Source organism: Amycolatopsis vastitatis, from assembly GCF_002234595.1.
In the GTDB taxonomy this organism is placed as follows: Bacteria; Actinomycetota; Actinomycetes; order Mycobacteriales; family Pseudonocardiaceae; genus Amycolatopsis; species Amycolatopsis vastitatis.
Genome location: NZ_NMUL01000023.1, coordinates 28,806 through 43,058 on the forward strand (window position 1 = coordinate 28,806; position 14,253 = coordinate 43,058).

A 14,253-nucleotide genomic window follows, 5' to 3' on the forward strand; every position below is an offset into this window, starting at 1 on the left:
GTTCACTCCTGATCTCAACGGGTCGTGCGCGCGGTGGTGAGCGTCGCGAGACTGTGCAGGTGTTGCCGGGCCAGCAGGTCTTCGGGCCGGTCCCGCTCGCGGACCAGGTAGGACTGTCCGTTGTGGACCAGGACTTCGGCCGGACACCCGTGCCCGAGGAACAGGGTCGGTGACGCGGTCGGGCCGTAGGCTCCCGAGCGGCGCACCCCGACGAGGTCGCCCACGCGGACCGGCGGCAGGGCGACGTTCTTGCCCAGCAGGTCGTTGGGCGTGCAGAGCGGTCCCGCCACGTGCCAGCTCTCGACGGCCGGCTCGTCGACCCGGTTGAGCAGTTCGATCGGGAAGTTCCGCTTGACGAACGACCCGACGCCGACCGCCGCCATGTGATGGTTCGTCCCCCCGTCGGTGACCGCGAAGTTCTGGCCACGGGAGTCCTTCACGTACTGCACGCGCACGACGTAGGTGCCGGACATCGCGGTCAGGAACCGGCCGAGCTCCATCACCAACCGGGTCTCGGGGTGCCGCGCGTGGAACTCGGCGACCACCGGGTTCAGCCGGGCGGCCAGCAGGTCGACGTCGAGATCACGCTCTCCCTCGAAGTAGGCCACGCCCAGTCCGCCGCCGACGTCCACCATCTCCAGGCCGAACCCGAGCCGATCGGACAACACCTCCGCGGTCGCGAGAATCCTGCGGGTGTTCTCCACGATCGGCTCCTCGTCGAGGATGCGCGTACCCATGTACACCTGCACGCCCATGAACCGGACATGCCGATAGCGCAGGACCAGCCCGTCGGCGTCGAGCAGGCGTTCCTCGTCGATGCCGAACTGGCGCGGTTTTCCGCCCATGGTCAGCCCGGAACCCTTGACGCTGAACGCGGGGTTGATCCGCAGGGCGACCGGGGCGACCACCGCCCTGGCGGCAGCCATCTCCTCGATCACGTCCAGCTCCCCGAACGACTCGCAGACGATCGCGTAGATGCCCTCGTCGAGGCAGGCCGCGAGTTCGGTGCGGCTCTTGCCCGGTCCGACGAAGATGATGTCCCGCGGCGCGAGCCCGGCACGGCGCGCCGTCAGCAGCTCGGACATCGACGACACTTCGGCCCGCGCGCCGTGCCCGCTCAGGAGCGCACAGATGGACAGGTTGGGATTGCTCTTCAACGAGAAGAAGATCTCCAGTTCCGGGCACAGCCGCTCACGCAGCCCGACCAGCCGCCCGGCCAGCTCGTCGCCGTCGTAGACGTACAGCGGCGTGCCGTACTCCGCCGCGAGTTCACTGATGTCGATGCCCTGGACCTGGAACTCCATCTCAGCCCTCTCCAAGCCGTTCGGTGATCCGCTGGTCGATCGCGGCCAGCTCCTCGGTGGTGTCGGCGACCACCACGCCGTACAGCCGGCCTTCGAAGGAACCGCTCCCGGCGCCCGCGTTGACTGTCGCGAAGTTGTTGACCACCAGGCCGGTTCCCCCGGAATGCGCCAGCATCAGGCCGTCCAGCATCCGGTTCACCTCGCCGAAGGGCAGCGGGCGCTCCAGTGGCAGTGGGTAGTACCTGGCGAGCGCGACCTGGGCGGGACCGATCAGCTTCTCCTGCAACGGCACCTGGTACGTCGACATGTTGTGCCGGGCGTTGATCTCGATCACCGGGTACAGCCCGCCGTCCGGATCGACGAAGGCGTCGACCCCGGCCACCCCGAAGTACCCGTCGGCCGCCAGCCGCCCCCCGAGCAGCTCCGCGGCATCCCGGATCTCCTCGAGCGTGCCGGCGGGCAGGTCGGCCGGCATTCTATGTCCCTTGTGGACGCCGCGTTCGGTGATCGCCTCCTTGACGAAGTCGAACCGGACGGAGCCGTCCTTGCTCACCGTGAACTGGTAGTTCAGGTCCGCGGCCTTCGCCACCCATTCCTCGATGACGAACGAGACCCGGCCGGCTTCGGCGCCACGCACGATCATCCGGTGCAGCCGGTCGAGCCGGCGCTCGTCGTCGACCACGGCAATGCCCTTGCCGGAGACGCCGAAGGCCTCCTTGACGCCGATCCGCCGGCCCGCGGCCAGCAGCGCCCGGCACTCGCCGACCGCGGCAGCCAGCTCCGCGACCGTCGAACAACCCCAGCCGGCCGGTTGGCGCAGACCCAGCTCGTCCGCCACAGCGCGGCTGTACACCTTGCTGTTGACCGATTTGCAGGTCGCCGAATCCGGTGCCGCCAGCGGGAGTCCCGTCGCCCGCGCCAAGTCCTCCTCCGCAGTGGACACGCCGTGGGCGACCAGGCGGCAGCCTCGCGCGGCCAGCTCCGACAGCGTGACCAGCAGGTCGGGATCGCCGAGCGCGTCCTCGGTCACCGACTGCCGGGCATCGGTCCCGGAGGCGACGTGCACGGTCGGCAGCTCCAGCCCGAGGCCTTTCAGGTAGGCCAGGTAGTCCGGGTCGGGTGCCGCCTTGAGCACCACGTGGTCACCGGCACCGGCGAGCAGCAGGGTGAACTCGTCCATGTGGCCGACCATCGCGCCGCTCGCGGCCGAGGACACCCTCGGCAGCGAGCGTTCGCCGACGGCCCATTGCCGCTCCACCTCGAAGTTGCCGAGGTAGACCAGCGACGTGTCCGTCGCACCGGTCAAGGCGAGCTTCAACCGGGCGGCAAAGTCATCGTTCACCATAGACACACCTAATGTTGGAAGACCATCGCGGAGAACGTCGCCCCGAGCCCGACGGAGACCATCACGTAGCGGTCTCCGGCGCCGAGCCGGCCGAGGTCGATCGCCGTGCGGTAGTTGAGGAACGGATCAGCGCAGAAGCAGTGACCGGAAACCTTGACGTTGTCGAGAAAAACCCGCTCATGGGGCAAGCCGATCGCCTCGGCCGTCCGGCGCCACGACACGGTGTTGACATTGTGCGGCAGCAGCAGGTCGACGTCGGTGAGCGCCACCCCGGCCACACCCAGCGCGGCGTGCACGACTTCGGCGAGCGTTTCGTGATAGGTCAGCCGGAATTCCTTCGCCTGCGCCGGCGTCATGGCCACCGAGCCCGCCGCGTCACTGTGCGTCCGGGTGGCGTACCCCAGAAGCCGGTCCCCGTCACCCTCGGCACCGGCCCGCACCAGCACGGCGGCGAACCCCTCACCCATCACCGCGATGTCGGCGATCGTCCGCGCGATGTACGTGAACGCCTTCTCCCCCAGCAGCACCAAGGCAAGTGCGCCGGGATCACCGTCCGCGGCAAGGAGCATTCCGCACATGTCCACGGCGAGCAGCCCGGAGGCACACGCGTGGTCGGTCACCGTGAAGCTGGTCGCGTGGCTCAGGCCCAGCACATCGCACACCTGACGGAGTGAATCGTCCGGGTAGACGTGCGAGATCGGCATGGTCTTGGCGCGAACGACGTAGCGAACCCGGTCCTCGACACCCGACAACGGCGCCAGTTTGCCCGCCACCGCCACCAATGAGTCCACTTCGGACTCCGCGGAGCGGCAGACGTTCCTCAGCCCGTAGAACTTCAGCAATTTGCGAAGCCCGATGTCAGTCAGCCGAAGCTCGCTCCGCAGCGACGCCAGCGGAACGGTTTCCGGCAGATGGCTGGATACCGAGACGATCGCCGTCACACCGCCACCTCCCGAGCCGGGTGACCGGCGCACCAACTCCCCACGGACACGCGGGTCTACCGGTCGGCCAGCTCGGAAACGATCTCACAAACGCTGTTCAGATCGACCATGCGCACGTACTGCGCCTCATCGATCTCGATGCCGAACTTCGTTTCCAGCGCCGCGATCACGTCCATCATCCGCAACGAATCGGCCTCGTGATCTTCCTTGAAATTGCTGTGATCAGTCAGCTCCGCGGCGTCCACCTCGAGGTGTTCCAGAAGGATTTCCCGAATCGCTTCGACCCGCTGCCGCGTGAACGCCGTGGTCATTTCTAACCCCCATTGGACGCGTGACCTTGCTCAGGCAGAGGAACTCTAATGAGACCCGGTTACACGCCACTGACGGTCGACTGACAGCAAACTGACAGTCTTCCGGGGGCGAAGTTGGTGCCAAGCGTGGGTCCCTACGACTGAAGTCGTCCGCCCGGGCCGCCCGCGGCCCGGAGCACCCGATCGCCCAGCTCGCGCAGGTGGTCCGCCAGCTCCGGCGGCTCCAGCACGTCGAAGTCGCAGCGCAGCATGACCAGCCGGAACGCGATCCACTCCAGGGAGTCGGCGCGCATCCGGAGCCGGCAGCGGTGGTCGTCGATCGGTTCCAGGTCCGCCGGTGCCCCGCGCAGGCGACGGCGGATCTCGTCGACCGGGGCGTGCAGGGCCACCACCGCGCGGTGGGTGGGCGCGCGTTCGAAGAGCTTGCCGGACACGTACGCCGCGGCGTCCGCCGCCGGCAGTTCCCGCGGTGGCGTCCGGACGCCGGTGAGGAACGGCTCGCGCATCCGGTCCACGCGGAAGATCCGCCAGTCGGCGCGGTCGTTGTCCCACGCCACCAGGTACCACCGGCGCTTGGTCGACACGAGCCGGTGCGGTTCGACGAGCCGCCGCGTCTCGCTCCCGTCCGCCGCCCGGTAGTGGAACCGGAGCCGTTCGTGCTGCGCCACCGCGACGGCCATGCGGGCCAGGTCCTCCGGGTCGACCTGCGGGCCGTCCCCGGGCAGCAGCGGTTCGGTCGCGGAGTTCAGCGCGCTGACGCGGTGGCGCAGCCGGGAGGGCAGCACCTGCAGCAGCTTGGCGAGGGCGCGGACCGACGCCTCCTCGATGCCCTCGACCGCGTGCCCGGCGCCGGTCCGCAGGCCGACCGCGATGGCGACGGCCTCCTCGTCGTCGAGCAGCAACGGGGGCATGGCCTGCCCGGCGACCAGGCGGTACCCGCCGATCGCGCCCATCGTCGCCTCGACCGGGTAGCCCAGTTCGCGCAGCCGGTCGATGTCACGCCGGATGGTGCGCGGGCTGACCCCGAACCGTTCCGCCAGTTCGCTGCCCGGCCACTCGCGCGGCGTCTGCAGCAGGGAGAGCAGGGCCAGCAACCGGGCCGGGGTGTCCGTCATGACGCAAGCATCCTCCTGATGTGGGACACGGACTGACCTACATGGGTTCTACCGTCGGCCGCAGCGATCGACGAGGGAGACCACCATGACGACGAGCCTGACCGCACCGGCCACCGTTTCCGGCGTTCTGCCGGCGGCCCAGCCGTTCGACCTGCGCACCTCGATCCGGTTCCTGCGGGGCTTCGGGGCCTGCCAGGGCGACCAGGTCATGACCGAGGACACCCTGGCCAAGGCGATCGCCATCGGCGGCCAGGCCGTCGTGTTCAAGGTCAGCCCGTGCGACGGCGGCGTCGAATACGAGCTGAGCTCGGACCGGCCGATCGCGCCGGAGCTGCGTGACGCGGTGCTCGCCAAGATCGACGGCTACCTCAGCCTGTCCGACGACCTCACCGGGTTCTACGCCCAGGCGGACGGCGACCACCCCGGCTACGCGCGCCTGGTCAAGGCACTCCGGGGCCTGCACCAGGTCCGGTTCCTGACGGTGGCGGAGATCGGCGTCTGGGCGATCCTGTCCCAGCGCACGCCGAAGAACGTCTCCACCGCCCTCAAGCGCCGGATCACCGAGCGGTTCGGGCGCACCATCGGCTACGACGGGCTGCGGTTCCAGGCCTTCCCCGAGCTGACCGACCTGCGGCAGCTCGAGGTCGGCGACTGGCTCGCGATCGTCAAGAACGCGCGCAAGGCCGAATACCTCGCCTGCCTCGTCGAAGGCTTGCTGGACATCGGCGAGGACTACCTCGCGACGGCGTCCTACGGGCAGGCGACGAAGGCGCTGCGCGGGATCAAGGGCGTCGGCGAGTTCTCCGCCGCCGCGATCCTCCTGCGCGGCCTGGGCCGGATGGATTTCGTCCCCCTGGAGATGCCGGCGTTCGCCGACGCGACGGCCAAGGTCTACGGCCCCGGGTACGACAACCAGCGGTTGCGCAGCCGGTACGGGGACAACCTGGGCTACTGGGCTTACTACCTGCACACCGGTCTGGGCGCCCTGCGCGACGAGGCGCAGGGCCCGGTCGCGTGCCTACCTGGCCGCTCATCTGCTGGTGGGCACCAGGCTTTCCGCCGCGCCGAGGAAGGCGTCGATCAGGGGTGAGCGGCGCGTCGCGAGCCAAGCGAGGCAGACGCGGTTCGGCCCGATGTCCTCGACCGGGATGCCGGTGACGTCCGGGCGGGTGTAGAACGTCGCCGTTGACAAGGGGATGACGCTGATCCCCGCTCCGGTGGGCGCGGGTCACGGCCGCGGGCGGTCTCGAGGGCTCGCCCCCGTCAGAGACCCACATCGGTCGTGCTGTGCCCGCTCGGTGCGGCGGCGCGTCCAGCTCGGCAGGGCCGCCAGCAACCCGAACCGGTCCCGGTGCAGCACATCGAACCGCTGCATTTTCTTCCGATATTCCTTTCCCTGCCGCCTATGCTACGTCGTCACCCGGGCATGGGACGTCGGTGGCGCCGGGCGAAGATCGTCACCACGACGATCTTCAGGATCACCAGCCCCAAAAGGATGTCGGCGACCACGCTCGTCCAGCGCCACGCGGCCAGAGCGGCGCTGCCGAACACCAGGTGCGCGACCACGGCCACCGCCACGGCGACGACGAGCGCGATCGTCGTGCCCCGCGACCGGCGGACGACGACGTCGGCGGCTCCTTCTTGGCCTTGCCAAGTCACCTTGAGGTCGTCACGCCGGCCGAACCTCTCCAGGTCCGCGGCGAGAATGCCCTGAAGCCGCGCCAACTGGTCCGCGTCCTCGGCTTCGACGTGCACCCACAACGTGTCCGAAGTAGACCTGAGGGTGCAGGCACCCCGGCTGAAGGTGATCTTCCCTTCGTTCCCGGCGTACTCGGCCTTCACCACCTCGGGACGCGGTTCCCCGTCTCCGCCGTGGAGGTGCCGGGCTTGGCCACCCATGGCTTCGGCGTGACGGCACAGCTGGGCGAGGAACCGTTCAGCGCGTCGCGTGTCGACGTGCGCTTCGGCGACCGGCCGACGGTACAGGTCGTCAGGGCGATGGGGCGGGGAGGTTGTCATGCGCCCAGCTTTATCGAGACACGATGTCTCTGTCAATACGCTTTGTCTCGTCCGTGGCGGTATGTATGCTCGGAGTGTGCCGAAGCTGTGGAATGACACGATCGAGGCGCACCGGGAGGCGGTGCGCGACGCAACCCTGGACGCCACCGCGGAACTGGTGGCCGAGCACGGCCTGACCGGGGTGAAGATGGCGCAGATCGCCGCGAAGACGGGCATCGGCCGGGCGACGCTGTACAAGTACTTCCCCGACGTCGAGGCGATCCTTTCCGCCTGGCACGAACGCCGGATTCGCGCCCATCTCGCCCAGCTCGCCGAGATCCGCGACCGGGACGGCACGGCCGCCGAGCACCTCGAAAAGGTGCTCGGCAAGTACGCGGAGATTCAGCACGAACGGGCGCGGCACCACGACGGCACCGAACTGGCGGCGCTGCTGCATCGCGGCGAGCACGTCGCCCAGGCCCAGCAGCACCTGCACGCGCTGTTCCGCGACCTGCTCACGGAAGCCGCGAAAACCGGGTACATCCGCGACGACGTGGCCGCCGACGAGCTGGCGACCTACTGCCTCCACGCACTGACCGCCGCCGGCGCACTGCCGACCCGCGCCGCGGCACACCGCTTGGCCACCATCACGCTGGACGGGCTGCGCCGCCGGAGCTGACCTCGCCCCGAGCCGTCTCTGATGCGCTGGTGGGCGTCAGCTGACGCCCGTCGCGATGAACAGCGGCACGGCCAGGAACAGGCGGTCCGTCTGGGCACGGCGGGTCTGCTCGGCCAGCCAGGTTTCCGCCTGGTCCCGTCCGACCGCGCCGGTCGCGCACGCGGCATCGGCGAACCCGCCCAGCATCGCCGGCACCAGCTCGCCGGTGAAGACCGCCGTCCGCACCTCGACGGTGACATCGCCGAAACCGGCGTCGAGCAACGACGACCGGTAGCGGCGGGCGGCCCGCGGGCTGGTCACCGTGCCGGCGCGGGCGTGCACGATCGCGCGGGTCAGCTCCGGGTCGCCGGAGTCGATGACGATGGTGTCCCAGTCCTGGCCGATGAGGACGATCCGGCCACCCGGGACCAGCACCCGGCGCGCCTCGGCCAGCGCCGCGGCCGGATCGGCGATCTCGTGGAACACCTTGTCGGCGCGGTAGCCGGCCACGGAGCCGTCGTCCAGCGGCAGTCCGCCGGCGACCCCCACGCGGAAGTCGAGCTCGGGCCACCGCTCCCGCGCGGCCGCGAGCATCCGTGGATCCGGGTCGATCCCGATCGAGCGGACCCCGCGGCCGGCGAGTTCGGCCACCGCGCGACCGGCACCACACCCGACGTCGACGACGGTCCCATCGAGGGAAAGCCGCAGCAGGTCATAGGTGTGCGCGCGCAGCTCGGCCGCGCCGGGAAGCGTGTCGACGGCGTCGAGCAGACGGATCAGCGACGCGGTGGAATCGGGTGCGGTGCTGGACATGACCACCATGCTGGGACTTAATGTCGACATGAAGTCAAGCAACGCGGGCATGGGCATCGGCGAGATCGCGCAGCGGTTCGGCCTGGCCACGCACGTGCTGCGGCACTGGGAGTCGATGGGCTTGCTGACACCGGAACGGGTGACGGCGTCCCGCCGCCGCTACGGTCCCACCGACCTCTACCGCGTCGCGGTGATCCTGCGCGCGAAGCAAGCCGGATTCAGCCTGGAGGACATCGGGAAGATGTTCGCCACCGGGGATCCGGCCACCCGAACGGCCATCCTGCGCCACCGCAGAGCCGAGCTGGCCACCAGAATCGCGACGGCCCAGGCGTCGCTGAAGCTCATCGACGACGCACTGGGCTGCAACCACGAAGACATCACCAGGTGCTCCCACTTCCAGGCGGCAATCGACGCCCGGATCGGCTCGGGCCACCCGGACACCTGAGGCGGCAGCCCACGCAGAACGCGTGGCCCGTTACGACAGCCACCACTCGTCAGCGGCCCGCTCGCCCGCGCCGGATGCCCGAGTCCGTACCCGAGCTTCTTGCCTAAGTCGCCCAGGAACTCGTACTCGGCTCGCATCGGTACGCGCGCCAGCACCTGTTGCCGCGCCGGCGAGCATCCCGGCAGCCGCCGGCGAAGCGCTCGACACGCTGAGACGCTCACGCTGGTGGACCCATGTAATTTTGCAGTCCACATTCGACGGTATCGTCTCCTGGCATCCACTGCCGACAGGGGTGCCACACCACCATCCCGGCGCAAACTCGCATGACGCGATTTACGCCGCGGCATAGTACCTCTGCGACTCGGGAGCACTCAGGGACCTTCTTAAGGCGATCTTCGCCTATAACCACACCGAATGGTACGTCGGCGAAGTTCTTGCGCAGGCGAATAAATAAGGTGAAGCCTTGGTCGGCACCAACGATTGCAAGAACATGCTGGCGCCGACACCCGCGGCCATCATGGCGATCAATTTCGCCTGCGGCCAACTCGGACTGCCCTACCAGTGGGCGGCAATGGACCAGCCAGGGCGACAAGGGTTCGACTGCTCCGGCTTCACCATGGCGGCATACAACGCAGTCGGCATCTCGCTGCCGAGAACAGCTAAGACCCAGTACAACACCGGCCTGCTGGGCACCCCTATGGCCGGAGACCTGATCTTCTACAGGACAGCAGGCAATATCCACCGCGTCGACCTCCATATCGACGCTGGCAAGATGGTGCGCGCACCAGACTTCGGACAGCCCATTCAGGTGAGCCAGTATAGATGGAATGGCGATGACTACCTCGCTGCTAGTCGTCCCGTGGTTCGTCCTCGGCTCTAGCGCAGGCGCTGCGAGTTCGCAGCGGAACCGAAGGGAAGCTCTATAGCAAGAGACCCATCTGTCGTCAGACGAACTTACATCGCTAGCCTAGCCGAACCCACCGCACCACTGGACGTCGACACCCCGAATGCGTGGCTCACCCAGGTTCCACCGGCGCCTGACGAGGCCGCCGACTATGAGCCGAACTACTACCCTGCATTCCAGGCCTGGGGCCGTCTGCCCGCTCGACGAAGAGACACTCGACGTGCACCCAACGGCGAAGCTGAAGCGTCCGCACGTGCCAGAACAACTGCCACTTGTGACGCCGTCGATCTGCGGCAGGGCCTCCAAACCGTCACCCGATCGCTGAGCGCTCCCTTCACCCGGTAACGCCGGAACTGGTAGTCCGATGTTCCTTCGGCAGCACCCGCCGACGAGCACGGGAGGCAAGACCATTGGCTCGCATCTACCTCACATGGGGCGAAGACCACCCGCTGATCATGAGCGCAGTCCACGTGCTGACGGAAACTTTCCGCAGTTACGAGATTGTCCCGAAGTCGCCACCTGAGGGCCAACGAAAAGATTTTTTTCGAGACATAACCGTCGTAGTCGCATTTTTTTCTGCGCCACTTGATATCCCTTCAACGCCGGACCAGAAGGTACACGATGAAGTAGCCGCAGCCCTGTCCGAGGATGTTCCGGTAGTTCCCGTCCTGGTCGATCGGACACCAATTCCCTCGGAACTGCCACCCCAACTAGCGGCCCTGTCCAACATACTGTTCGGAAATCTACGCAAAGGCCACCTGGAAGAAGATATTGCCGAGATCATAGAAGGTATTGAGCGATGGATGTCCCCCAAGGCTCTTGCCGCAGCGAGAGTCTCTGAGAACAAGATCGCCGAAGTACGCGCGCTCCACGTCGCCACATCGTCCGATGAACTCCTCATCGACGGCCTCCACCGACATCACCTTCAGATCCTCGTCGGCCGAAGGGGATCCGGCCTGAGGGCCAGCGCGCTCGCGACCTTGACGAGTCTGACGAACGATATATACCGGATTTCCTCGCCATCACTCGAAGCTCTTGAGCAGATGCAGTTCCAGCTCAACAGCCGGTCCGGCCTTCTGGCAGAAATCACCCGCGGAGCAATGCATGCGACTGCGCCAGACCTGCTGTACAAGCTGGCAAATCTGCTCACTACGATCGATACGTATCTGGTCATCATCCTGTTCGGCCGACCACAGGATGTCGACAATCTACCTACCGAGTTCGTAGTCCAGCACACAGCCGCACCTTCTCGGGAGGTGTTCGACAGACACTTCCGACACCTCGTCGCCAACGATTCCGACGACGTACGCATCCGTGCCCTCGCCCACCGGAACAAGCCGGAAGTGCAGACCGAGCTGGACGAGGCCATGCCCGACAAAGCGGCCACCCTGGCCGCGCAGATCGTAAAGCAGGCACAGGGCGGTGACCGGCCGGCACGAGAAATGATCGACCCCGACGGCAGCGAACTCCCCCTACCCGCTCGCGGGCCCCGCGACGCCCGGATCAACCGGGACTACTGGACCACGGACGATACCCTGGGCCACCGGAGTTACGCAGAAGCCATAGCTGCGTTCGTCCGCCATGCCGACACGCGGCCGCCGCTCACCATTGGAATCAGCGGGGCGTGGGGAGCCGGCAAGACTTCGCTCATGCGGATGGTGCAGGAACTATTGGACCCTCCCGCGGACAAGGAACGCTGGACCCGGCAGCAGATCAAGTTCTCGCGGGGCTCCCGGGACGTGCTGCTGGATCGAGTCTCCCCCCGCGTCGACGAAGCCGCGCCCCGCCGGATCACCGTCGGAGAGCTGTTTCGCCGAGTGCGCAGGTGGACGAGGGCCGACGAGGTAGAGCTCCGCGACCTCGACGTGACAGCTCCGGACAGTCCCACGCTTTCCGAAGCGGACTGGCGCCCGACCGTATGGTTCAACCCGTGGATGTACCAGAACGGCGAACAAGTGTGGGCGGGCCTCGCCCACGAGATCATAACGCAGATCACCGGAAGGATGGCACGCGGCGATCGGGAGCGGTTTTGGCTCGAACTGAATCTGCGCCGGGTCGACCGGCAAGCCGTGCGGCGCAGGGTGTACCGAGCGTTGTGGGAGCGACTCCTGCCCTTGCTGGCCGGTTTCGCCGCACTTGCACTTCTCCTCGGCACAGCTCTGCTCACGAGCTGGCTGCTCCCTGTAGCTCGCGAAGTGCTGCGCAGTCTCGCCGGCGCCATCGCGCCACTCGGCACACTAGGCATCCTCGGCAGCTTCGCCTTGCGAGTGAAGAAGTTCCTGCACGAGGACGCCGCATCCCAGTTTCGTTCGCTAGTGAGCGAGCCGAGCTTGCCCGCGGCGGCCCGGAAGTTCTCCGCAGATCAGACGCAAGGCGCGCTGGACACGCTGCTACCCGATCCCGACTACCGCACCAGACTCGGCTTTCTGCACCTCGTGCAGACCGACATGCGGCACGCGCTCGACCTCGTGGCGACACCGAGCCGACCGCTCGTCGTCTTTGTCGACGACCTGGACCGCTGCTCGCCGGGCACCGTTTGCCAAGTGATCGAGGCGGTCAACCTGTTCCTGGCCGGAGAATTCCCGAACTGCATTTTCCTGCTGGCTGTCGAGCCATCGGTGATAGCCGCGCACATCGAGTCGACCTACAAGGACCTGGCTGACAACCTACGGCAGAGTGCAAGCGTGGACCGTCATTCACCGCTGGGCTGGCGGTTCCTCGAGAAGATCGTGCAGCTGCCGATGAACCTGCCATCGCAGGCCGATCGTTCGCCGAGCACTTATCTGAAGTCGTTGTTCGCTTCAGGCAGCATCGACCGCGCCCCGCTTACCGCAAAGGAAAATATTTTCAGCAAGGGGGGACAGACCAAGGAGGTGTCCGAGGTCGTTCACTCGGCGGAAAAGATCGACAAAATCGCAGCAGCAATCCGCGACCATCAGCCGACGATCGAACAACTTCCGCAACTCCGCCACCTCGTACAGTACGAAGTCCTCGGCGACGTCGGCGCGAAGCTCCAGCCAGAGACGGTACAGGCCGCACTCCGAGTCTTCAGCGAACTATATTCCGACGCTGACGCATACGAACCCATCGTCGCGGCGATGGACGACGCCAAGATCAGGAACCCCCGTGAAATCAAACGCTTCGTCAACCTTTACCGATTTTACACGTTCATCGGACACCGGACGAATCTTTCCACCGACGCGACCGCCACGCCCGAAACGACGGCCAAGATAGTGACACTCACTCTGCGCTGGCCGCACCTGCGCAACACGTTGCGCGCTCTCTCCCCAGACGAAACCCGAACCGTACTTGAGGTACTGGAGCAGAGCGCCCGCGCCGACTCAGGCGATCTCACCGGCTGGTACCAGGCGCTCCAAGAGTGCGGGCTGGCCGAGGAGGGCACGCGTGAGCCGAACCGGTCCTCGACCAACGCACTTCGTCGGTTTCTCGCCACCGATCCTCCCATCGCCGAAGCCGCTCACCGGTTCGCGTGAACGTCCCGCATCGCGAGTTGCCCTCTGGACCACGGCGCCGGACCCGTTCAGACGCTGGTCGCCCGCAGGATCAGGTCGGCGACCTCTTCCGAGTCGAAAGGGGAATACGGTGCACAAAGCGCCGTCGATGTGACCACCTCGGCACACGCTCGCTCAGCCATGAAGTGCGGCGCGCGCCGCGCCGGTAGACTTCCCGGTACTTCGAAGCAGTCGATTTAGCGTTGCTCGGCGATGCGGCCATGCATCGCCGGAAGCTGGCAAATTGACTGGAACGATTACCCTGGATACTGGCGACCTGCCAGTGTCGTGCGTCGTTAATTGGTTTACGGCGTGGGGTTCGCGATGATGGGTCATGCCTTCGTCGGGTTTGGTGGTAAGTGTCGAGGACCGGGCGACGTTGGAGTCGGGGACGCGGTCGCGGGCGATCCGGGCGAGTCATGTCGAGCGGGCCCGGATTGTGCTGGCGATCGCGGACGGGCATGGAACTGCGGACACGGCGCGGCTGGTCGGGGTGTCCCGTCCGACGGTGATCAAGTGGCGTGACCGGTTCGCCTCGATCGGAGGACTTAATCCGTGACGAACGCTGCGACTCCGCGGACACCACACCAGCGACGCGAGGCGCCGACCCACCGCTAATCGTGGGCGGGACCGACGCACGGGTCCTGGGCGGACGGTCGGCCGATGCCGAGGAGGAGCTTGGCCGTGGTCCAGTCGTCAAACATGGCGTTCTGGGCGCCATCGAAAGCGACCTGCTCGGCGCACGCTGCGTTCTCGACGGAGTCCTTACTGTTGGAGTTTCTTCTTACCGAGCGGGGCTCCGGCTACAAGTTCCTTGGGTCCTTCAGGGCGCCGCCGAGTTCCAGTGACAGAGAGTTTTCTTCGACCAGGGCGAGTTCCGTCCCGGTCGGCCGCAGGGCCCGCACCC

At 67.0% G+C, this 14,253-nt stretch carries 13 protein-coding genes and 1 pseudogene; 6 read left to right on the forward strand and 8 right to left on the reverse strand.

The annotated features are described in order from the left end of the window. Positions 1-14: 14 nt before the first annotated feature. From CF165_RS22880 to CF165_RS22900, 5 genes are all read right to left on the reverse strand, one after another. Positions 15-1,304: a type III PLP-dependent enzyme gene (locus CF165_RS22880; protein ID WP_093949605.1), complete on the reverse strand. Its 1,290-nt coding sequence runs from the start codon at positions 1,302-1,304 to the stop codon at positions 15-17. Between the two features lies 1 nt (position 1,305). Beyond that, a complete protein-coding gene (locus CF165_RS22885; protein ID WP_093949606.1) occupies positions 1,306-2,649 on the reverse strand; it encodes a preATP grasp domain-containing protein in 1,344 nt (447 codons plus the stop codon). Positions 2,650-2,657: 8 nt separating this feature from the next. Next, entirely contained in the window at positions 2,658-3,590 is a 933-nt protein-coding gene (locus CF165_RS22890; protein ID WP_093949607.1) for a 3-oxoacyl-[acyl-carrier-protein] synthase III C-terminal domain-containing protein, read from the reverse strand. 56 nt (positions 3,591-3,646) lie between these two features. Then, positions 3,647-3,901 carry an acyl carrier protein gene (locus tag CF165_RS22895; RefSeq protein WP_093949608.1) on the reverse strand — a complete coding sequence of 85 codons (255 nt, stop codon included), beginning with the start codon at positions 3,899-3,901 and terminating at the stop codon, positions 3,647-3,649. A 134-nt stretch (positions 3,902-4,035) separates the two neighbouring features. Further along, a complete protein-coding gene (locus CF165_RS22900) occupies positions 4,036-5,016 on the reverse strand; it encodes a helix-turn-helix transcriptional regulator (protein WP_093949609.1) in 981 nt (326 codons plus the stop codon). A gap of 85 nt (positions 5,017-5,101) precedes the next feature. Between CF165_RS22900 and CF165_RS22905 the strand changes: the two genes are divergently transcribed. Continuing rightward, a complete protein-coding gene (locus tag CF165_RS22905; RefSeq protein WP_093949610.1) occupies positions 5,102-6,106 on the forward strand; it encodes a DNA-3-methyladenine glycosylase family protein in 1,005 nt (334 codons plus the stop codon). On the opposite strand, the gene CF165_RS22910 is transcribed toward CF165_RS22905, so the two are convergent. Both CF165_RS22910 and CF165_RS22915 read right to left on the reverse strand, forming a co-directional pair. Continuing rightward, positions 6,047-6,208 (reverse strand): hypothetical protein, encoded by a 162-nt coding sequence (locus tag CF165_RS22910; protein ID WP_205660945.1) that lies wholly within the window; start codon positions 6,206-6,208, stop codon positions 6,047-6,049. The two genes, CF165_RS22905 and CF165_RS22910, sit on opposite strands and share 60 nt — an antisense overlap. A 224-nt stretch (positions 6,209-6,432) precedes the next feature. After that, the gene (locus tag CF165_RS22915) at positions 6,433-7,035 is read right to left on the reverse strand and encodes a DUF2218 domain-containing protein (RefSeq protein ID WP_093949611.1); all 603 of its coding nucleotides are present in this window, start codon (positions 7,033-7,035) and stop codon (positions 6,433-6,435) included. Positions 7,036-7,111: 76 nt separating this feature from the next. Here CF165_RS22915 and CF165_RS22920 point away from each other — a divergent pair, with 76 nt between their 5' ends. After that, positions 7,112-7,693 (forward strand): TetR/AcrR family transcriptional regulator, encoded by a 582-nt coding sequence (locus CF165_RS22920; protein ID WP_093949612.1) that lies wholly within the window; start codon positions 7,112-7,114, stop codon positions 7,691-7,693. 36 nt (positions 7,694-7,729) lie between these two features. Here the strand turns inward: CF165_RS22920 and CF165_RS22925 are convergent, their stop codons facing one another. After that, positions 7,730-8,485, reverse strand: coding sequence for a methyltransferase domain-containing protein (locus CF165_RS22925; protein WP_093949914.1), 756 nt, complete (start codon positions 8,483-8,485; stop codon positions 7,730-7,732). Here CF165_RS22925 and CF165_RS22930 point away from each other — a divergent pair. The 4 genes and pseudogenes from CF165_RS22930 to CF165_RS22945 form a co-directional block, all read left to right on the forward strand. Next, the gene (locus tag CF165_RS22930) at positions 8,484-8,930 is read left to right on the forward strand and encodes a helix-turn-helix domain-containing protein (RefSeq protein ID WP_338023429.1); all 447 of its coding nucleotides are present in this window, start codon (positions 8,484-8,486) and stop codon (positions 8,928-8,930) included. The two genes, CF165_RS22925 and CF165_RS22930, sit on opposite strands and share 2 nt — an antisense overlap. Positions 8,931-9,393: 463 nt before the next feature. Next, positions 9,394-9,810 (forward strand): C40 family peptidase, encoded by a 417-nt coding sequence (locus CF165_RS52755; protein WP_240521741.1) that lies wholly within the window; start codon positions 9,394-9,396, stop codon positions 9,808-9,810. Positions 9,811-10,244: 434 nt separating this feature from the next. Further along, complete coding sequence (locus CF165_RS22940; RefSeq protein WP_093949614.1) at positions 10,245-13,328, forward strand: P-loop NTPase fold protein; 3,084 nt, start codon at positions 10,245-10,247, stop codon at positions 13,326-13,328. 352 nt (positions 13,329-13,680) lie between these two features. Beyond that, positions 13,681-13,890, forward strand: a pseudogene (locus tag CF165_RS22945) (helix-turn-helix domain-containing protein); the annotation flags it as partial. Positions 13,891-14,253: the final 363 nt, after the last annotated feature.